The sequence below is a fragment of the Enterobacter sp. SM3 genome, from assembly GCF_009811935.2.
Lineage (GTDB): Bacteria > Pseudomonadota > Gammaproteobacteria > Enterobacterales > Enterobacteriaceae > Enterobacter > Enterobacter asburiae_D.
The window spans coordinates 930849-950358 of sequence record NZ_CP099971.1 but is presented as its reverse complement, the minus strand read 5'-3'; the positions used below and the strand labels follow the sequence as shown (position 1 = coordinate 950358).

Sequence of the window (19510 nt, the reverse complement as noted above, 5' to 3'; positions counted from 1 at the left end):
CAAAACTTCGCAGTGCACCTTTTCAGGTTCACTCTGAAGTTTTCTTGTGTTCGCAGTAAAAGATGGTGGAGCTATGCGGGATCGAACCGCAGACCTCCTGCGTGCAAAGCAGGCGCTCTCCCAGCTGAGCTATAGCCCCATCGTTTTGCTAACCTCTTCAAATTTGCTTCGCAAATTTGGTAGGCCTGAGTGGACTTGAACCACCGACCTCACCCTTATCAGGGGTGCGCTCTAACCACCTGAGCTACAAGCCTGTAGAGGTTTTTTACTGCTGTTTTTCATCAGACAATCTGTGTGAGCACTACAAAGGCAGGTTCTTTAAGGTAAGGAGGTGATCCAACCGCAGGTTCCCCTACGGTTACCTTGTTACGACTTCACCCCAGTCATGAATCACAAAGTGGTAAGCGCCCTCCCGAAGGTTAAGCTACCTACTTCTTTTGCAACCCACTCCCATGGTGTGACGGGCGGTGTGTACAAGGCCCGGGAACGTATTCACCGTAGCATTCTGATCTACGATTACTAGCGATTCCGACTTCATGGAGTCGAGTTGCAGACTCCAATCCGGACTACGACGCACTTTATGAGGTCCGCTTGCTCTCGCGAGGTCGCTTCTCTTTGTATGCGCCATTGTAGCACGTGTGTAGCCCTACTCGTAAGGGCCATGATGACTTGACGTCATCCCCACCTTCCTCCAGTTTATCACTGGCAGTCTCCTTTGAGTTCCCGGCCGGACCGCTGGCAACAAAGGATAAGGGTTGCGCTCGTTGCGGGACTTAACCCAACATTTCACAACACGAGCTGACGACAGCCATGCAGCACCTGTCTCAGAGTTCCCGAAGGCACCAAAGCATCTCTGCTAAGTTCTCTGGATGTCAAGAGTAGGTAAGGTTCTTCGCGTTGCATCGAATTAAACCACATGCTCCACCGCTTGTGCGGGCCCCCGTCAATTCATTTGAGTTTTAACCTTGCGGCCGTACTCCCCAGGCGGTCGACTTAACGCGTTAGCTCCGGAAGCCACTCCTCAAGGGAACAACCTCCAAGTCGACATCGTTTACGGCGTGGACTACCAGGGTATCTAATCCTGTTTGCTCCCCACGCTTTCGCACCTGAGCGTCAGTCTTTGTCCAGGGGGCCGCCTTCGCCACCGGTATTCCTCCAGATCTCTACGCATTTCACCGCTACACCTGGAATTCTACCCCCCTCTACAAGACTCTAGCCTGCCAGTTTCGAATGCAGTTCCCAGGTTGAGCCCGGGGATTTCACATCCGACTTGACAGACCGCCTGCGTGCGCTTTACGCCCAGTAATTCCGATTAACGCTTGCACCCTCCGTATTACCGCGGCTGCTGGCACGGAGTTAGCCGGTGCTTCTTCTGCGGGTAACGTCAATCGACAAGGTTATTAACCTTATCGCCTTCCTCCCCGCTGAAAGTACTTTACAACCCGAAGGCCTTCTTCATACACGCGGCATGGCTGCATCAGGCTTGCGCCCATTGTGCAATATTCCCCACTGCTGCCTCCCGTAGGAGTCTGGACCGTGTCTCAGTTCCAGTGTGGCTGGTCATCCTCTCAGACCAGCTAGGGATCGTCGCCTAGGTGAGCCGTTACCCCACCTACTAGCTAATCCCATCTGGGCACATCTGATGGCAAGAGGCCCGAAGGTCCCCCTCTTTGGTCTTGCGACGTTATGCGGTATTAGCTACCGTTTCCAGTAGTTATCCCCCTCCATCAGGCAGTTTCCCAGACATTACTCACCCGTCCGCCGCTCGTCACCCAGGAGCAAGCTCCCTGTGCTACCGCTCGACTTGCATGTGTTAGGCCTGCCGCCAGCGTTCAATCTGAGCCATGATCAAACTCTTCAATTTAAGTTTGATGCTCGTGAATTAAACTTCGTAATGAATTACGTATGTTCACTCAGAGACTTGGTATTCATTTATTGTCCGAAGACATTAAGAATCCATGTCACTTTGAGTGCCCACACAGATTGTCTGATAAATTGTTAAAGAGCAGTGCAACGCGGCTTTCGCTCACCGTTGCGAGGTGGCGTATATTACGCTTTCCTCTTTCAGAGTCAACCCGTTATTTCAGGATTTTTTCTCTTCAACCGACCGGGTTGTTTGTGAAGTGATTCACATCCGCCGTGTCGATGGAGGCGCATTATAGGGGGCCGCCGAGGAATGACAAGCGGAAAAATGCATTTTTATTTCAACCGCTCATCTTTTCGCCAAAAAGGCTATTTTTGGTACTTTTTAATCTCTTTTGGCAGATCGGCCAGACTATTAATCACCCAATCCGCTGCATTTTCTGCTTCTGGCGTCACTGGCTTACCGGTGCGAACTAATATTTTGGTCCCTACACCCGCTGCGGCGGCTGCCTGCATATCTTCCAGTTTATCGCCCACCATATAAGAAGCAGACATATCAATGTGCAGGAACTCCTGCGCAGAGATGAACATCCCCGGATGCGGTTTACGGCAGTCACAGGTCTGGCGATACGCTTCTACCGTTCCCTGCGGGTGGTGCGGACAATAGTAGATACCGTCGAGATCCACGCCGCGGTCGGCCAGCGACCAGTCCATCCATTCCGTAAGCGTTTCGAACTGCGCTTCGGTGAATTTACCGCGTGCAATACCAGACTGGTTCGTCACCACCACCAGCGCATAGCCCATCTCTTTCAGCTGGCGCATGGCATCTATTACGCCCTCGATAAACTCGAACTCATCAATCTCATGGACATAACCGTGATCCACATTAATAGTGCCGTCACGATCGAGAAAAATTGCGGGTACTGATTTTGCCACCGGTTTGCTCCTGAAAAAGGCATGTTCGACTAGTATCTCATGAATCGCAGCGCAATAAAGTGCTCATCGTACAGAGTTGGATTGATTTAGACGTCTGGATGCCTTAACATCCGTTTTGTTTACGGTCATCACCCGTATCTGGCAGAAGAAAATGCCACGGCTAACTTACATACGATAAAAATAATCTAATGATTAAACTTTCCAATATCACCAAAGTGTTCCAGCAGGGGAACCGAACCATTCAGGCGCTGAACAACGTCAGCCTGCATGTTCCTGCTGGTCAAATTTATGGCGTCATTGGCGCATCGGGTGCAGGTAAAAGCACGCTGATTCGTTGTGTTAACCTGCTTGAGCGCCCAACTCAGGGCAGCGTAGAAGTTGGCGGCCAGGAACTTACCGCCCTCTCAGAGAAAGAACTCACCAAAGCGCGTCGTCAGATTGGCATGATCTTCCAGCACTTTAACCTGCTGGCCTCCCGCACCGTGTTCGGCAACGTTGCCTTACCGCTTGAGCTGGATAACACGCCAAAAGAAGAAGTGAAGCGTCGCGTCACCGAACTGCTCGACCTCGTGGGTCTGGGCGACAAACATGATAGCTACCCGGCAAATCTGTCCGGTGGGCAAAAACAGCGTGTGGCCATTGCCCGCGCGTTGGCAAGCAATCCTAAGGTGCTGCTGTGTGATGAAGCCACCAGCGCACTGGATCCGGCAACCACGCGTTCGATTCTGGAACTGCTGAAAGACATTAACCGTCGCCTGGGCCTGACGATCCTCCTTATTACGCACGAGATGGACGTGGTGAAACGCATCTGCGACTGCGTGGCGGTCATCAGCAACGGTGAGCTGATCGAGCAGGACACGGTAAGTGAAGTGTTCTCGCATCCGAAGACGCCGCTGGCACAGCAGTTCATCCAGTCCACGCTGCATCTGGATATCCCGGAAGATTATCTGGAGCGTTTGAAAACCGAACCGACGGCAGACAGCGTCCCGATGCTGCGCATGGAGTTCACCGGTCAGTCCGTTGACGCTCCTCTGCTTTCCGAAACCGCGCGTCGCTTTAACGTGAACAACAACATTATCAGCGCGCAGATGGATTACGCCGGTGGCGTGAAGTTCGGCATCATGCTGACAGAAATGCACGGCACCCAAGAAGAAACCCAGGCCGCGATTGCCTGGCTGCAAGAACACCACGTAAAAGTAGAGGTACTGGGTTATGTCTGAGCCGATGATGTGGCTGCTGGTTCGCGGCGTTTGGGAAACGCTGGCAATGACCTTTGTCTCTGGCTTCTTTGGTTTTGTGATTGGCCTGCCGGTCGGCGTATTGCTGTACGTGACGCGTCCGGGTCAAATCATTGAGAACGCGAAGCTGTACCGTACGCTCTCTGCGCTGGTGAATATCTTCCGTTCCATCCCCTTCATTATTCTGCTGGTGTGGATGATTCCGTTTACCCGCGTGATCGTCGGAACGTCTATCGGTCTGCAGGCGGCCATCGTTCCGCTGACCGTAGGCGCAGCACCGTTTATCGCCCGTATGGTGGAAAACGCCCTGCTGGAAATCCCGACAGGTCTGATTGAAGCCTCCCGCGCAATGGGTGCCACGCCGATGCAGATCGTGCGCAAAGTCCTGCTCCCGGAAGCACTGCCAGGCCTGGTGAACGCGGCAACCATCACGCTCATCACGCTGGTCGGTTATTCCGCAATGGGCGGTGCTGTTGGCGCTGGCGGTTTAGGTCAGATTGGTTACCAGTACGGCTATATTGGATATAACGCTACCGTGATGAATACCGTTCTGGTATTGCTGGTTGTTCTGGTTTATTTAATCCAGTTCTCTGGCGATCGCATCGTCCGGACCGTTACTCACAAATAACGTTACACACAACACAAACTCTACGAGTTAAGGATAAAACATGGCGTTTAAATTAAAGACCTTTGCAGCAGTAGGCGCGCTGATCGGCTCTCTGGCACTGGTGGGTTGCGGTCAGGACGAAAAAGATCCAAACCACATTAAAGTGGGCGTTATCGTGGGTGCAGAACAACAGGTTGCTGAAGTTGCTCAGAAAGTGGCAAAAGAGAAGTATGGCCTGGACGTTGAGCTGGTGACCTTCAATGATTACGTTCTGCCGAACGAAGCGCTGAGCAAAGGCGATATCGACGCTAACGCCTTCCAGCATAAGCCATACCTGGATCAGCAGATCAAAGATCGCGGCTATAAACTGGTGGGCGTGGGTAACACCTTTGTCTACCCGATTGCTGGATACTCGAAGAAAATTAAATCGCTGGACGAACTGCAGCCGGGCTCTCAGGTTGCCGTGCCTAACGACCCAACCAACCTTGGTCGTTCCCTGCTGCTGCTGCAGAAAGTGGGCCTGATCAAACTGAAGGACGGTGTTGGCCTGCTGCCAACCGTTCTGGATGTCACCGAAAACCCGAAAAATCTGAAAATTGTTGAACTGGAAGCACCGCAGCTGCCACGCTCTCTGGACGATGCACAGATTGCTCTGGCCGTGATCAACACCACTTACGCCAGCCAGATTGGTCTGACGCCAGCCAAAGACGGTATCTTCGTTGAAGATAAAGACTCCCCGTACGTCAACCTGATCGTGACTCGCGAAGACAACAAAGACGCGGAAAACGTGAAGAAATTCGTTCAGGCTTATCAGTCTGATGAAGTTTACCAGGAAGCCAACAAAGTGTTTAACGGCGGCGCTGTTAAAGGCTGGTAATCTCACCTCAGTGTAATATCATCAGGACGGGCTTATGCCCGTCTTGTCATTTGTGCAGTCAACTGATTCAATATCTGACGTTTTGATTATCCATTGAGGAAATATTATGCGTGCTTTACCGATCTGTCTTTTAGCACTCATGCTGAGCGGCTGTTCTATGCTAAGCAGATCTCCCGTTGAACCTGTTCAAAGCACGGCAACCCCGCCAAAAACCGAGCCTGCGAAACCGAAAGTGGTTCGCCCTGCGCCGGTTCGCATTATCACGAAAGCAGACGAACTCGTCGGTAAACCGTTCCGTGAACTGGGCGAAGTGAGCGGTGAATCCTGTCAGGCGACCAATCAGGACTCACCACCGAATATTCCGACAGCGCGTAAACGTATGCAGATTAATGCCGCAAAAATGAAAGCCAACGCGGTCCTGCTGCACAGCTGTGAAGTCACCAGCGGCACGCCGGGCTGCTACCGTCAGGCGGTTTGCATCGGTTCTGCGCTGAACATCACGGCGAAATGAGTGCATTTCAGTTCGAGCAGATAGGCGTTATCCACTCTCCTTATAAAGAGAAGTTCGCCGTCCCCCGCCAGCCCGGTCTTGTGACCAGCGGAAGCGGTGAGCTTCACCTGATTGCGCCTTACAATCAGGCCGATGCGGTACGCGGGCTCGAGGCTTTCAGCCATTTATGGGTGGTGTTCGTATTTCACCAGACGATGGAAGGCGGCTGGCGTCCGACCGTGCGCCCTCCTCGTCTTGGCGGAAATGCGAGAATGGGCGTGTTTGCGACTCGCTCGACCTTCCGCCCAAACCCGGTTGGCATGTCGCTGGTTGAACTGAAAGGCATACGCTGCCAGAAAGATCGGGTGATACTGGAGTTAGGTAGCCTGGACCTGGTAGACGGCACGCCGGTAATCGACATCAAACCCTATTTGCCCTTCGCAGAAGCCCTCCCGGACGCGCGTGCAAGCTATGCTCAGGACGCGCCGCAGGCGGACATGCCTGTTTATTTTACGCCTGAGATAACCGCGCAGCTCGGTCAACTGGAGAAACGCTATCCTCGCTTACGGGATTTCATCACTGAAGTTCTGGCACAGGACCCTCGTCCAGCCTACCGTAAAGAAGAGGAAGCAGGAAAAACGTACGCCGTCTGGCTGATGGATTTTAACGTTCGCTGGCGCGTCACCGGGACAGGTTTTGAAGTGTTTGCCCTTGAACCCAGGTAATTTTGTTCTCCTCTCTTTTGGCATCTTTGCCACACTGGTAAACTAAACCACTTTTTTGTGTCAGGCTGGTGTTTCAGCCTGTTCCAATCGTCGAAATGGAACCGTAACAACATGCGTACTAGCCAATATCTGCTCTCCACTCTGAAGGAGACGCCTGCCGACGCCGAAGTGATCAGCCATCAGCTGATGCTGCGCGCCGGGATGATCCGCAAGCTGGCCTCCGGGTTATATACCTGGCTGCCGACCGGCGTGCGCGTCCTGAAAAAAGTCGAAAACATCGTGCGTGAAGAGATGAACAACGCCGGTGCTATCGAGGTGTCCATGCCTGTGGTTCAGCCCGCTGACCTGTGGCAGGAGAGTGGCCGTTGGGAACAATATGGTCCTGAACTGCTGCGCTTCGTCGATCGCGGCGAGCGTCCGTTCGTTCTAGGCCCAACGCATGAAGAAGTTATTACCGACCTGATTCGTAATGAGCTGAGCTCTTACAAACAGCTGCCGCTGAACTTCTTCCAGATCCAGACCAAGTTCCGTGACGAAGTTCGCCCACGTTTCGGCGTTATGCGCTCTCGCGAATTCCTGATGAAAGATGCCTACTCTTTCCATACCTCTCAGGAATCACTGCAAGAGACTTACGACGCAATGTACGCGGCTTACAGCAAAATCTTCTCCCGCATGGGTCTGGATTTCCGTGCTGTGCAGGCTGATACCGGCTCCATCGGCGGTAGCGCATCCCATGAGTTCCAGGTACTGGCGCAGAGCGGTGAAGACGATGTGATCTTCTCTGACTCTTCAGACTACGCGGCGAACATCGAATTTGCAGAAGCGCTGGCACCAAAAGAACCACGCGGCGCGGCAACGCAAGAGATGACGCTGGTTGATACGCCAAACGCGAAAACCATCGCCGAGCTGGTTGAGCAGTTCAATCTGCCAGTCGAAAAAACCGTGAAAACGCTGCTGGTGAAATCCGCCGAAGGTAGCGCTTACCCGCTGGTTGCCCTGCTGGTGCGTGGCGATCACGAGCTCAACGAAGTGAAAGCCGAGAAGCTGCCGCAGGTAGCCAGCCCGCTGACGTTCGCAACGGAAGCGGAAATCCGCGCCGTGGTGAATGCGGGTCCAGGTTCACTGGGTCCAGTCAACCTGCCGGTGCCGGTTGTTATTGACCGCACGGTTGCTGCAATGAGCGACTTCTCCGCAGGTGCGAACATCGACGGTAAACACTACTTCGGCATCAACTGGGATCGCGACGTGGCGACGCCGGAAGTGGCTGACATCCGTAACGTGGTTGCAGGCGATCCAAGCCCGGACGGTCAGGGTACCCTGATGATTAAGCGCGGCATCGAAGTCGGTCACATCTTCCAGCTGGGTGATAAATACTCTCGCGCGCTGAACGCCGCAGTTCAGGGTGAAGATGGCCGTAACCAGATCCTGACCATGGGCTGCTATGGTATCGGGGTGACGCGCGTGGTGGCTGCGGCAATTGAGCAGAACTACGACGAGCGCGGCATCGTCTGGCCGGACAATATTGCGCCGTTCCAGGTGGCTATTCTGCCAATGAACATGCACAAGTCTTACCGCGTGCAGGAGCTGGCCGAGAAGCTGTATGCCGAGCTGCGCGCTCAGGGTATCGAAGTGCTGATGGATGACCGTAAAGAGCGTCCAGGCGTGATGTTTGCCGATATGGAACTGATCGGTATCCCGCACACCGTCGTCATCGGCGACCGCAACCTCGACAGCGATGAGATTGAATATAAATACCGTCGCAGCGGCGAAAAACAGATGATCAAGACCGGCGACATTCTTGATTACCTGGTGAAAGCCATCAAAGGCTAAACAAAAAACCCCGCTCAGGCGGGGTTTTTTAATGGCTCAACGTCAGCTTATTTACTGCTACAGTCTTTACCCGCGACAAACTTCGCGTCTTTATCTGCCACCAGCGTTTTCACCATCTCTCCGCTATCCGGGTTTGGCTCCAGCGTAAAGTGACCGTCAACCGTCAGCAATACCGGCTTGCTGTCATTGCCGCGTGCCACAGCGTAATCACGTTCAAGCTGCGCATTGTTTGCCACGCTGACCTTCCTGCCGGTTGCGCAGTCGGTAAAGATCGCCGCATCCGCCATATAGAAGTACATCCCCCGCATTGCCATCGGCGTCGCGGGCAGAGCCGCTTTTACCGGCGCAAGCGTGTAGTTGAACTGGGATTCAATCGGGTTGCCTTCGCGGTCAAGCATCTCCATCCCCTCACCTTTGGCGCGGAAAAAGGTTTTCTCACCGGTGGTATCCGTCAGGACCAACTTCTCCGCCGTACGCGCCCATGTTCCATAAGTCGCAAAAGAAGAAGGCTCTTTAGCGCCCTGATAGCGCTGGTTCATCACCCAGGTGCCGTCTTTTTGCAGGAACAGAGACGTTTCAATGCCTTCGCAGTCTGCGCAAGGCAATACGCCGCGCCAGCTTTGCTGCATCGGTTTTAATTCTTCCGTTTGCGTGGGTTGTAAAACCTGCGTTTCAGAGCGGTTGTTACACCCAAAAAGCGCAAACAGCGTACTCGCTGCCAGCGCTGACCATAATACTTTTTTCACAATGAATTCCTTATGAAAAGTGTGTTCCCTTTCGTCACTCTGTCGGGCGACGAACTTTACCGCGTAGTGCTTTCACTGTGGATTTTTGGGCCTTCGAGGACAACCGACGCTCTTTCGATGCGCGGGTTGGTCGCGTTGCCCGGCGGCTTTTTTGTACTGCCGTTAACTCTTTAATGACCGCCACCAGCCTGGCTATCGCCGCTTCCCGGTTGAGCTCCTGGCTACGGTACTCCTGGGCTTTGATCACCATCACGCCATCGCTGGTGATCAGGTGATGGCTGGCGGCAAGCAGGCTTTCTTTATAATACTCTGGCAGGCTTGAGGCCCGAATGTCAAAACGCAAATGGATAGCCGTCGACGCCTTGTTGACGTGCTGCCCACCAGCCCCCTGCGCACGAATGGCGGTGATCTCCAGCTCGTTGTCAGGAATGCTGACGTTTCGGGACAAGACGATCATGACGCGGGTTGCCACGCCGTTAAATGAATTTCCAGATTATTCTGAGAATCAGAGAGCCAGATGGCGCCATCCTGAATCGTCGCCTGCAAAACCATGGTCCGGCTGGCAAACTCGCTTAACTGCGCCAGCTGCTCATCATCCAGATACCAGACCGTGAGATTTTTAAACTGTCCGCACTTGCTCTTGTTTTGCTGCCACCAGATCTCCGCAGCGCGCTGATTGTATGCGAATAAGGCCACTTTAGCGGACTGGGTGCAGGCCTTCTTAATTCTGCGCTCGTCCGGCAGTCCGAGTTCGATCCACAAATCGATACCCAGATGATCGTTGCGCAGCCAGGCTTCAGGCTCGTCTTCTGCGCTTAATCCACGGGTAAACTGCAGACGCTCGTCGGCATACTTAATCCACGCCAGCAGGCGCAGCATCATGCGCTCCTGGGTTTCAGAGGGGTGGCGTGCCAGAGTAAGCGACGCGTCCAGGAACTGGTTGCGATCCAGATCGGCCACATTGACCACTGCTTTATAAATTGTCGCTTTCAGCGCCATGAGAGAACTCCATTCGAATCAGGCGCACATTGTAGCGAAAACCGCGGCAAAAGGCTGTTACAGGGTGTTAAATACACCGCTATCAAGGCTCTGATATTGCTTAAATGAGTATGGTATAGTCACCTTGCTAAACCGAGTTTATCTTCGTAGGCTTAATGATATCTCACAGTAAGTCAGTGCGCTGGCGGGAGGGGATGTGAATAATTATTGTGAGTTAATTCGCAAACGGTATGCGGAAATCGCCAGCGGAGATCTGGGGTATGTCCCGGACGCGCTGGGCTGTGTATTGAAGGTGCTTAATGAAGTGGCCTCTGATGAGAGCCTTTCAGAGTCGGTCAGGGAAAAAGCGGCGTATGCTGCGGCGAATTTACTGGTGAGCGATTATGTCGATGAATGATACTTATCAACCCATCAACTGTGATGACTATGACAACCTCGAACTCGCCTGCCAGCATCATTTATTACTGACGCTGGAGCTAAAAGATGGCGAAGTGTTGAAGGCGAAAGCCAGCGATCTGGTTTCACGAAAGAATGTGGAATATCTGATAGTGGAAGACGCCGGTGCGACGCGTGAGCTGCGTCTGGACAAAATAGCCAGCTTCAGCCACCCGCAAATCGGCACCGTCGTGGTGAGCGAATCCTGATGACACTAACGGGCAGCCTGGCTGCCCGTTACGCTTTCTGCCACTCGAAACGGACACCCTCTTCTGACCACCCCTCTTCCGTGATGAAAACCCCTGCCGCAGCGATAAGCGTTTCACCGTAGAACAGTAGCGGCGTGGTGTCGCGCAGCCACGGCGGCACGTTACACTCCTGCCATATTTTCTTCAGCTTCCGTCCCCCGTTGCGCCCGACGATATGCAGCATGCCGCCAGCCTTAAAGCGCACGGTGACCGGTTCACCGGGCTTCGGCAGCCGCACATGACCAGATGGCAGGAGAGAAACGCGTCCTGCCTCACAGGCTAATATCAGCGGTGCGTCAGGAGAAAGCCAGTCGAGCACCACATCGGTCAGTGAGGGCGTGGATTTTATCCACCAGAGTTCGCCTTTATAGCGTCTAACCTCAAAACCGTTCAGGTGGACGCACGGGGAAGCATCATCCCGCGCCAGGGCGACTTCGTCCCAAATACGGCTCAGCATTGTCCGCGACGGCATCGCGGCGCGATGAAAGGCCAGCCAGCGTCGTAACAGCGCGGCGCGACGTACTGGGCTCATCGCTTTCATCGGTGCGATCGCCAACGCCCCGTCGGCAGAAATGAGTCCAGCCAGCTCGTCGCTCAACAGCTCATCCAGCAACGACTCCTGTTCGGCGCACAGCATGGCGCTTCTTGCCGTCGCGTCGGCGAAATGCGGCCAGCGCTCGCCTAAAAGCGGGAGGACGCGCAGGCGCAGGAAGTTACGGTCATAGCCGTCATCCTGGTTACTCTCATCTTCGATCCAGTTCAGCTGATGTTCTCGCGCCCAGGCTTCCAGTGAGGCACGCGTCTCGCCAAGCAGCGGACGCAGTAGCGTTGTGCCGGCAAATTCAGAACGCGCCGGCATGGCAGAAAGCCCCGCCGGGCCGCTGCCCCGCTTAAGCGCCAGCAGAAAGGTTTCACACTGATCGTCCAGATGCTGGGCCGTGACCAGCGCTTCTCCAGTACGTAATGCCCCGGCAAACGCGGCATAGCGGGCTTTACGCGCCTGCGCCTCGATGCCCAGCCCTTCCTCCGCAAGCGTGACGCGCTCAACGATGAGCGGGATCGCCCAGGACGCACACAAGGCTTCGCAGTGCGCCACCCACTCCTCTGCGTGAGGACTTAATCCGTGGTGAATATGCATCGCCCGAAGCTGGACGTCAGGTTCCCGATCGCGCCAGCGCTTAAGGCGATGCAGCAACACGGTGGAATCCAGGCCACCGCTAAACCCCACCAGCAGCTGGCGGTACGGTGATACGGCTTGTGCGATAGCGGGTAAGGTCATAGGAGATTACACATAAAAAATGCCCGAACTGAGCGGGCATTATCACACAGGACAACCATTACTGCTGATAAAGCTCCAGCGGCAGGCCGTCCGGATCGTTGAAAAAGGTAAAACGCTTGTCAGTGAACGGATCGACGCGTATCGCTTCGCACGTCACGCCGTGCGCCTCCAGATGTTTGACGGCGCTATCCAGGTCATCGACGCTGAAGGCAAGATGACGCAGGCCACAGGCTTCCGGGCGGGACGGACGCGCAGGCGGAAAAGGAAAAGAGAACAGCTCAATCACATATTGCCCGTTTAACGCCAGGTCGCCCTTCCAGGAGTCACGCTCCTCGCGGTAGGCCTCGCTCATGAGCGTAAAGCCCAGGATGTCGCAGTAGAAGGCCTTACTTTTCGCGTAATCGGTCGCAATGATCGCAATATGATGAACAGCTTTTAAACCCAGCATAGCTTCTCCTTTTTATGATGCCTGAACGTTACAACCGAAAACCCGCGCCTGGCAAGCGGTCACCCTTATTTTAGGACTCGCACCCAGTAAACGCCGTTCTCGTCGCGCTTCGCGCCGTGGATATCGGTCTCAAAACCGGGATAGTGGCGCCCGACAGAGCAGAGCATCAGCAGGAAATCGAGCACGGCCCGACTCTCTTCGGTAATCATCTCTCCCGGCATCAGGAGCGGTACGCCCGGCGGATAAGGCAGGATCATGTTGGCCGATACGCGTCCGACCAGGTTTTCCAGCTCGACGGTTTCGACCTCCCTTTTCACCTGGCGCTGCCACGCCTTGTGCGGAGTAAATTTCATCTCCGGTAATACATCGAACGCCTGAAGCATCAAACGCGGCAGATCGTGCTGACGGATCAGCCTGTGGATCCCCTGGGCCAGATCCTGAATGCGCATATTTCGATAGAAGTCAGGATCCTCCGCGTATAGATCCGGCAGCATATTCTTCACCCGCAGGTTGAGATCGTAGGCGCGCTTAAACTCCATCAGGCCGCGCAACAACCCCATCGCCCGGGTTTTATCAATGCCAATGCTGAACAGGAACAGCAGGTTATAGGGACCGGTTTTCTCCACCACCACGCCACGTTCATCAAGGAATTTCGCCACCAGCGCGGCCGGAATACCTTCATCGCCCATCCTGCCCTGCTCATCCATGCCCGGCGTCAGGATCGTCACTTTGACCGGGTCGAGGAACATATGGTCGCTATCGGCATCCCGGAAGCCATGCCAGTCTTCGCCGGGCGAGACGGGCCAGCATTCGGCTTCATCAATCTCTTCCGGCTGCCAGATATCAAAGAACCAGCCGTCGGCTTCATCTTTCAGCCGCTGCACCTCTTTGCGGAAATGCAGCGCGCGTTCTACCGAACGGTTGATGAGTCGTTTGCCCGGATTGCCGCGCAGCATCGCCGCGGCCGTTTCAATGGAGGCCACCAGCGGATAGCTCGGTGAGGTGGTGGTATGCATCATAAAGGCTTCGTTGAACGTGTCTTCGTCGTACTCACCTTTGATGTGAATAAGCGAAGCCTGGGAAAACGCCGCCAGCATTTTATGCGTCGACTGCGTTTCGAAGAACACTTTACCCGGCACGCGTTCACCGCTCATGCCGCTTTTACCGGCGTAAATCGGGTGGAAATTGGTGTATGGCACCCATGCAGAATCGAAGTGGATCGACGGCACGTCGAGCGTCTTTTTGATCCAGTTCGTGTTGTACAGCAGACCGTCGTAGGTCGAGTTGGTGATCACCGCATGAACAGGCCAGCTTGCGCCAGGAATTGCCGCAACCTTACGTTCAATCGCGTCATGGATGAACTCCCGGCGCGGAATCCCCCCAAGAATACCGAGCGCGTTACGCGTGGGTGACAGCCAGAGCGGTACGACGTCGCTCATCATCAGCAGGTGTGCCAGCGATTTATGGCAGTTACGGTCAATCAGCAAGGTGCTGCCAGCGGGTGCAGCGTACATCCCGACGATTTTGTTCGAGGTCGAGGTGCCGTTGGTCACCATATAGCTCTGCTCGGCGCCAAAGGTGCGGGCGATATACTCTTCAGCTTCCAGATGCGGGCCGGTGTGATCCAGCAGAGAGCCTAATTCGGTGACTGAAATTGACACGTCCGCTTTCAGGGTGTTGCCACCAAAAAAATCATAGAACAGGCAGCCCACCGGGCTTTTTTGATAAGCCGTTCCCGCCATATGACCCGGCGTACAGAAGGTATATTTGCCCTCCTTCACGTAGGTGAAGAGCGCGCGGGTAAACGGCGGCGTAATGTTGTCGAGGTACTCACCGGTATATTGCTGAATGCGGGTCGCAATATCATCCGCCACGCCGAGGGAATATTCAAAAAACCACAGCGCCATACGCATATCGTTGGCGCTGACGTCCATGGTGGAATGGGTATTAATAAACGCGTACAGCGGGAGGTATTCGTTCAGCTTGTTGATATCGCTGCACAGTTCGAGATCGTATTCGTCCCAGTCGAAGATCACGCCGCAGATACGCGGGTTATGCTCGATGAACTTCAGCAGGTCGGCGCTGTTGTGCGGCCAGATTAGCTGATACCCGCGCGACTGCAGGGATTGCTCCAGCTCCTTAATCGGCTCATCTTTATAAAAGACGCCGTGCGGCCCCATAATGGCAATGATATTCATGGGCTTCCTCCTTAAAAAACATTAGCTAAGCATAGTCCGGCTAAACCGCAGGTATAAAAAAAGCCGCAACAGTGTGCGGCTTTTCAGATAATTGTGAAGCTTACGCGTAACCGTAGGTCATCAGACGCTGATAGCGGCGGTTGAGCAGATCGTCTTTGCTCAGCACGTCCAGATCCGCCAGGTCAGCCAGCAGCTGCGCTTTCAGGGAAGCCGCCATCACTTCCGGCTTACGATGCGCACCACCCAGCGGTTCCGGGATGATGGAATCGATCAGCTTAAGCTCTTTCAGGCGCGGCGCAATGATGCCCATGGCTTCTGCAGCCAGCGGCGCTTTGTCGGCGCTTTTCCACAGAATGGACGCGCAGCCTTCCGGGGAGATAACGGAATAGGTGCTGTACTGCAGCATATTCACTTTATCGCCCACGCCAATCGCCAGCGCACCGCCGGAACCCCCCTCGCCGATAACGGTACAGATGACCGGCACCTTCAGACGAGACATCTCGCGCAGGTTGCGCGCGATGGCTTCAGACTGACCGCGCTCTTCCGCGCCCACGCCAGGGTATGCACCCGGGGTGTCGATGAAGGTGATGATTGGCATGTTGAAACGCTCAGCCATCTCCATCAGACGCAGGGCTTTACGGTAGCCTTCTGGTGCTGGCATACCAAAGTTACGACGGATTTTCTCTTTGGTTTCGCGACCTTTCTGATGACCAATGATCATCACCGGGCGTCCGTCCAGACGCGCGATACCGCCAACGATAGCTTTATCGTCAGCGTATGCGCGATCGCCTGCCAGTTCGTCAAATTCGTCAAACGCCAGGCGGACATAATCCAGGGTGTACGGACGCTGTGGATGGCGAGCCAGCTGGGCCACCTGCCATGCGCCGAGATCGGCAAAGATTTTGCGCGTCAGCTCTACGCTTTTCTCGCGCAGACGATGCACTTCTTCGTCGATGTTAATATCCAGTTTTTCATCCTGACGGCTTACCGCTGTCAGAGAATCGATTTTCGCTTCCAGCTCAGCAATCGGCTGTTCGAAATCAAGGAAATTCAGACTCATAGTATTCCTGTATTAGTCAAACTCCAGTTCCACCTGCTCCGAACCAATGAGGCCACGGAGATCGTTCAGTAAACGATCGCTCGGAGAGACACGCCACGTTGCACCAAAGCGCAACCGCGCACGTGCATCCGCCCTCTGATAGTAGAGATGTACTGGAATTGTCCCCGAGCGGTGGGGTTCCAGAGACTGACGGAGTCGGTTTAAAAGCTGGTCATCAATTTGCCTGTCCGTCAGCGAGATAGCAAGCCCGCGAGCATATTTTTCCCGGGCTTCGTCAATGTCCATCACTTCGCGGGCGGTCATTTTAAGCCCCCCGCTGAAGTCATCAAAGCTGACCTGTCCGCTGACGATAAGTATGCGGTCTTTTTCCAGCAATTGCTGGTATTTATCCAGCGCGTCGGTGAACAACATCACCTCCAGACGCCCGGAACGGTCATCCAACGTACAGATGCCGATACGATTGCCGCGCTTGGTGACCATAACCCTTGCGGCAATCACGAGCCCCGCAGCCGTGGTGATTTTACCACGTTCTGTCGGATGCATGTCTTTAAGCCTGTGGCCGCCGACATAGCGCTCAATTTCTTTGATGTACTGGTTGATCGGGTGCCCCGTCAGGTACAAGCCTAACGTCTCACGCTCCCCATCCAGTACCACCTGTTCTGGCCACGGCTGGCAGTTGGAATAAGATTGCTCGATCTGCTCCGGCTCTTCCGCCAGTACCCCGAACATATCCGCCTGACCAATGGCTTCCGCTTTTGCATGCTGATCCGCCGCTTTCAGCGCGTCGCCCAGCGAGTTCATCAGCGCGGCGCGGTGCGGCCCCAGCCTGTCAAACGCGCCGGACATGATCAGTTTTTCCAGCACGCGACGGTTCAGTTTTTTGGTGTCGGTACGGGCGCAGAGATCGAACAGCTCGCGGAAATACCCGCCGTTGTTACGCGCTTCGATGATCGCCTCGATCGGACCTTCACCCACGCCTTTGATCGCGCCGATCCCGTAAACGATCTCTCCGTCGTCGTTAACGTGGAAATGGTAGAGACCTGAGTTAATATCCGGCGGCAGGATCTTCAGCCCCATGCGCCAGCACTCGTCTACCAGGCCAACCACCTTCTCGGTGTTGTCCATATCGGCCGTCATTACCGCCGCCATAAATTCAGCAGGATAGTGCGCTTTCAGCCACAGCGTTTGATACGACACCAAAGCATAGGCGGCGGAGTGGGATTTGTTAAATCCGTACCCGGCGAATTTCTCCACCAGGTCAAAGATTTTAATCGCCAGCTCACCGTCAACGCCGTTTTTTCTCGCGCCTTCTTCGAAAGTGCCTCGCTGCTTGGCCATCTCTTCCGGCTTTTTCTTACCCATCGCACGACGCAGCATATCCGCGCCGCCGAGGGTATAGCCGGAAAGCACCTGGGCAATCTGCATGACCTGTTCCTGATACAGGATGATGCCGTAGGTTGGCTCCAGTACCGGCTTCAGGCTTTCATGCTGCCACTGAACGTCCGGGTAAGAAATCTCTTCGCGCCCGTGCTTACGGTCGATAAAGTTATCTACCATCCCTGACTGCAGCGGGCCCGGACGGAACAAGGCAACCAGTGCGATCATATCTTCGAAGCAGTCGGGCTGCAGACGTTTAATCAGATCTTTCATGCCGCGCGATTCAAGCTGGAAGACAGCGGTGGTCTCCGAGCGCTGCAGCATGTCGAAACTTTTCTTGTCATCCAGCGGGATGGCGGCAATGTCTATCGGCTCAAGGCCCTGCTTCTCCCGGCGCGGGTTGATCATCTTCAGCGCCCAGTCGATGATCGTCAGCGTACGCAGGCCGAGGAAGTCAAACTTCACCAGCCCGGCGTATTCCACGTCGTTCTTATCAAACTGAGTAACCGGATGCTCACCCGCTTCATCGCAGTAGAGCGGTGCGAAGTCGGTAATTTTGGTCGGCGCGATAACCACGCCCCCCGCATGCTTACCGGCGTTACGCGTGACGCCTTCCAGCTTGCGCGCCATGTCGATCAGCGCTTTAACTTCTTCGTCGGCTTCGTAGATTTCCGGCAGCTGAGGCTCGGCTTCAAACGCTTTTGCCAGCGTCATGCCCGGATCGGGCGGCACCAGCTTAGAAATACGATCGACAAACCCGTACGGGTGGCCCAGCACGCGGCCGACGTCACGGATTACCGCTTTTGCCGCCATCGTACCGAAGGTAATAATCTGCGATACCGCATCACGGCCGTACATATCGGCGACGTGTTCGATCACCTGGTCGCGTTTCTCCATGCAGAAGTCGACGTCAAAGTCGGGCATGGAAACACGTTCCGGGTTGAGGAAACGTTCAAACAGCAGGTCGAATTCCAGCGGATCGAGGTCGGTAATTTTAAGCGCATAGGCCACAAGCGATCCTGCACCGGAGCCACGACCCGGTCCTACAGGTACGCCGTTATCCTTCGACCACTGGATAAACTCCATGACGATCAGGAAGTAGCCCGGGAAGCCCATCTGGTTGATGACCTGGAGTTCAATATCCAGGCGTTCATCGTACGGCGGCCGCTTCTCTTTGCGAACGGCCTCATCCGGGAACAGGAATTCCAGACGCTCTTCAAGACCTTCTTTTGATTTTGCGACCAGGAAATCTTCCGTGGTCATATCACCCGTCGGGAACTGCGGCAGGAAGTATTCGCCGAGGCGGACGGTAACGTTACAGCGCTTGGCGATCTCTACGCTGTTTTCCAGCGCTTCAGGGATATCGGAGAAGAGTTCACACATCTCCTCCTCGCTGCGCATGTACTGCTGAGCGGAGTAATTACGTGGCCGTTTGGGATCGTCGAGCGTGAAGCCATCGTGGATCGCCACGCGAATTTCGTGGGCGTCAAAATCCCCCGGCTCGAGGAACCGCACATCGTTTGTCGCGACGACCGGCAGCCCGCGTTCTTCCGCAAGTGCGACCGCCGCATGCAGATAGCTCTCTTCATCCTGGCGACCGGTGCGGATCAGCTCCAGATAATAACGATCCGGGAAATACTCTTCATAGAACGAGACGCATTGATCCACCAGCGCACTGTTACCGCGCAGCAGGCATTTGCCGACATCCCCCATACGGCCACCGGAGATCAGCAGCAGCCCTTCGTTGAGTTCAGCCAGCCAGTCGCGGTCGATCCACGGGCCCAGCGCACCGTATCCGCGCTGGTACGCTTTTGAGATAAGCAGAGTGAGGTTTTGATAGCCCGTGTTGTTCATTGCAAGCACGGAGATTTGCGTCATTTCATCGCCGATGAGATCGCTCTGCACATGAAAATCTGCGCCGACGATAGGCTTCATCCCCGCGCCGTGCGCCGTTCCGTAGAACTTCACCAGGCCACACAGGTTGGTAAAATCGGTGATCGCCAGCGCGGGCATGCCAAGGGAGGCCGCCTTTTTTACCAGCGGCCCGGTCTTCGCCAGCCCATCGATCATGGAGTAGTCGCTATGCACCCGCAGGTGTACGAAACGTGGTTCAGCCATCTTCAGATTCCGCGTTACTTATTTGCTTGCGTATTG

The 19510-nt window shown here is 54.8% G+C and carries 17 protein-coding genes, 2 tRNA genes and 1 rRNA gene; 8 read left to right on the top strand and 12 right to left on the bottom strand.

Going from position 1 to position 19510, the window contains the following annotated elements:
* Positions 1-63: 63 nt before the first annotated feature.
* From GVO84_RS04335 to gmhB, 4 genes are all read right to left on the bottom strand, one after another.
* A tRNA-Ala gene (locus GVO84_RS04335) sits at positions 64-139 on the bottom strand.
* Positions 140-177: 38 nt separating this feature from the next.
* Positions 178-254 (bottom strand) — tRNA-Ile (locus GVO84_RS04330).
* 70 nt (positions 255-324) lie between these two features.
* A 16S ribosomal RNA gene (locus GVO84_RS04325) occupies positions 325-1864 on the bottom strand.
* Between the two features lie 368 nt (positions 1865-2232).
* Positions 2233-2799, bottom strand: coding sequence for a D-glycero-beta-D-manno-heptose 1,7-bisphosphate 7-phosphatase (gene gmhB, locus GVO84_RS04320; RefSeq protein ID WP_121425071.1), 567 nt, complete (start codon positions 2797-2799; stop codon positions 2233-2235).
* Between the two features lie 188 nt (positions 2800-2987).
* Between gmhB and metN the strand changes: the two genes are divergently transcribed.
* From metN to proS, 6 genes are all read left to right on the top strand, one after another.
* Entirely contained in the window at positions 2988-4019 is a 1032-nt protein-coding gene (gene metN / locus GVO84_RS04315) for a methionine ABC transporter ATP-binding protein MetN (protein ID WP_023334590.1), read from the top strand.
* Positions 4012-4665 (top strand): methionine ABC transporter permease MetI, encoded by a 654-nt coding sequence (locus GVO84_RS04310; RefSeq protein ID WP_014168730.1) that lies wholly within the window; start codon positions 4012-4014, stop codon positions 4663-4665. The genes metN and GVO84_RS04310 overlap by 8 nt, the downstream gene beginning before the upstream one ends.
* A 40-nt stretch (positions 4666-4705) precedes the next feature.
* Positions 4706-5521 (top strand): methionine ABC transporter substrate-binding lipoprotein MetQ, encoded by an 816-nt coding sequence (metQ, locus tag GVO84_RS04305; protein WP_014168729.1) that lies wholly within the window; start codon positions 4706-4708, stop codon positions 5519-5521.
* A gap of 106 nt (positions 5522-5627) precedes the next feature.
* Complete coding sequence (gene rcsF, locus GVO84_RS04300; RefSeq protein WP_008501883.1) at positions 5628-6032, top strand: Rcs stress response system protein RcsF; 405 nt, start codon at positions 5628-5630, stop codon at positions 6030-6032.
* The gene (tsaA, locus tag GVO84_RS04295) at positions 6029-6736 is read left to right on the top strand and encodes a tRNA (N6-threonylcarbamoyladenosine(37)-N6)-methyltransferase TrmO (protein WP_159515558.1); all 708 of its coding nucleotides are present in this window, start codon (positions 6029-6031) and stop codon (positions 6734-6736) included. Before rcsF ends, tsaA begins: the two co-directional genes overlap by 4 nt.
* A 111-nt stretch (positions 6737-6847) precedes the next feature.
* A complete protein-coding gene (gene proS / locus GVO84_RS04290; protein ID WP_023334587.1) occupies positions 6848-8566 on the top strand; it encodes a proline--tRNA ligase in 1719 nt (572 codons plus the stop codon).
* Positions 8567-8613: 47 nt separating this feature from the next.
* Here proS and nlpE read toward each other — a convergent pair whose 3' ends face one another.
* From nlpE to GVO84_RS04275, 3 genes are read right to left on the bottom strand one after another with little or no spacing between them, the layout of a single operon-like run.
* Positions 8614-9312 (bottom strand): envelope stress response activation lipoprotein NlpE, encoded by a 699-nt coding sequence (nlpE, locus tag GVO84_RS04285; RefSeq protein WP_159515557.1) that lies wholly within the window; start codon positions 9310-9312, stop codon positions 8614-8616.
* Positions 9313-9346: 34 nt separating this feature from the next.
* Positions 9347-9769: an alternative ribosome rescue aminoacyl-tRNA hydrolase ArfB gene (gene arfB / locus GVO84_RS04280; RefSeq protein ID WP_028018285.1), complete on the bottom strand. Its 423-nt coding sequence runs from the start codon at positions 9767-9769 to the stop codon at positions 9347-9349.
* Positions 9766-10311: a YaeQ family protein gene (locus GVO84_RS04275; RefSeq protein ID WP_063145198.1), complete on the bottom strand. Its 546-nt coding sequence runs from the start codon at positions 10309-10311 to the stop codon at positions 9766-9768. The genes arfB and GVO84_RS04275 overlap by 4 nt, the downstream gene beginning before the upstream one ends.
* 196 nt (positions 10312-10507) lie before the next feature.
* Here GVO84_RS04275 and GVO84_RS04270 point away from each other — a divergent pair, with 196 nt between their 5' ends.
* Both GVO84_RS04270 and rof read left to right on the top strand, forming a co-directional pair.
* On the top strand, positions 10508-10708 hold the full coding sequence (locus GVO84_RS04270; protein WP_008501889.1) for a YaeP family protein: 201 nt from the start codon (positions 10508-10510) through the stop codon (positions 10706-10708).
* A complete protein-coding gene (gene rof / locus GVO84_RS04265) occupies positions 10695-10955 on the top strand; it encodes a Rho-binding antiterminator (protein ID WP_008501890.1) in 261 nt (86 codons plus the stop codon). Before GVO84_RS04270 ends, rof begins: the two co-directional genes overlap by 14 nt.
* Before the next feature lie 28 nt (positions 10956-10983).
* Here the strand turns inward: rof and tilS are convergent, their stop codons facing one another.
* The 5 genes from tilS to dnaE all read right to left on the bottom strand — a co-directional run bounded on the left by tilS (position 10984) and on the right by dnaE (position 19474).
* The gene (gene tilS, locus GVO84_RS04260) at positions 10984-12273 is read right to left on the bottom strand and encodes a tRNA lysidine(34) synthetase TilS (RefSeq protein ID WP_159515556.1); all 1290 of its coding nucleotides are present in this window, start codon (positions 12271-12273) and stop codon (positions 10984-10986) included.
* A gap of 58 nt (positions 12274-12331) precedes the next feature.
* On the bottom strand, positions 12332-12721 hold the full coding sequence (locus tag GVO84_RS04255; protein ID WP_023334583.1) for a VOC family protein: 390 nt from the start codon (positions 12719-12721) through the stop codon (positions 12332-12334).
* A 65-nt stretch (positions 12722-12786) separates the two neighbouring features.
* Positions 12787-14919: a lysine decarboxylase LdcC gene (locus tag GVO84_RS04250; protein WP_159515555.1), complete on the bottom strand. Its 2133-nt coding sequence runs from the start codon at positions 14917-14919 to the stop codon at positions 12787-12789.
* Positions 14920-15019: 100 nt separating this feature from the next.
* A complete protein-coding gene (gene accA / locus GVO84_RS04245; protein WP_023310466.1) occupies positions 15020-15979 on the bottom strand; it encodes an acetyl-CoA carboxylase carboxyl transferase subunit alpha in 960 nt (319 codons plus the stop codon).
* Between the two features lie 12 nt (positions 15980-15991).
* Entirely contained in the window at positions 15992-19474 is a 3483-nt protein-coding gene (dnaE, locus tag GVO84_RS04240) for a DNA polymerase III subunit alpha (protein WP_121425065.1), read from the bottom strand.
* Positions 19475-19510 lie beyond the last annotated feature (36 nt).

Bases quoted from the DNA above. Each gene is read 5' to 3' on its own strand.
- tilS (WP_159515556.1), bottom strand. From the start codon at position 12,273: ATGACCTTACCCGCTATCGCACAAGCCGTATCACCGTACCGCCAGCTG.
- tsaA (WP_159515558.1), top strand. From the start codon at position 6,029: ATGAGTGCATTTCAGTTCGAGCAGATAGGCGTTATCCACTCTCCTTAT.
- metN (WP_023334590.1), top strand. From the start codon at position 2,988: ATGATTAAACTTTCCAATATCACCAAAGTGTTCCAGCAGGGGAACCGA.
- GVO84_RS04255 (WP_023334583.1), bottom strand. From the start codon at position 12,721: ATGCTGGGTTTAAAAGCTGTTCATCATATTGCGATCATTGCGACCGAT.
- rcsF (WP_008501883.1), top strand. From the start codon at position 5,628: ATGCGTGCTTTACCGATCTGTCTTTTAGCACTCATGCTGAGCGGCTGT.
- metQ (WP_014168729.1), top strand. From the start codon at position 4,706: ATGGCGTTTAAATTAAAGACCTTTGCAGCAGTAGGCGCGCTGATCGGC.
- proS (WP_023334587.1), top strand. From the start codon at position 6,848: ATGCGTACTAGCCAATATCTGCTCTCCACTCTGAAGGAGACGCCTGCC.
- GVO84_RS04250 (WP_159515555.1), bottom strand. From the start codon at position 14,919: ATGAATATCATTGCCATTATGGGGCCGCACGGCGTCTTTTATAAAGAT.
- dnaE (WP_121425065.1), bottom strand. From the start codon at position 19,474: ATGGCTGAACCACGTTTCGTACACCTGCGGGTGCATAGCGACTACTCC.
- rof (WP_008501890.1), top strand. From the start codon at position 10,695: ATGTCGATGAATGATACTTATCAACCCATCAACTGTGATGACTATGAC.
- GVO84_RS04275 (WP_063145198.1), bottom strand. From the start codon at position 10,311: ATGGCGCTGAAAGCGACAATTTATAAAGCAGTGGTCAATGTGGCCGAT.
- accA (WP_023310466.1), bottom strand. From the start codon at position 15,979: ATGAGTCTGAATTTCCTTGATTTCGAACAGCCGATTGCTGAGCTGGAA.
- GVO84_RS04310 (WP_014168730.1), top strand. From the start codon at position 4,012: ATGTCTGAGCCGATGATGTGGCTGCTGGTTCGCGGCGTTTGGGAAACG.
- arfB (WP_028018285.1), bottom strand. From the start codon at position 9,769: ATGATCGTCTTGTCCCGAAACGTCAGCATTCCTGACAACGAGCTGGAG.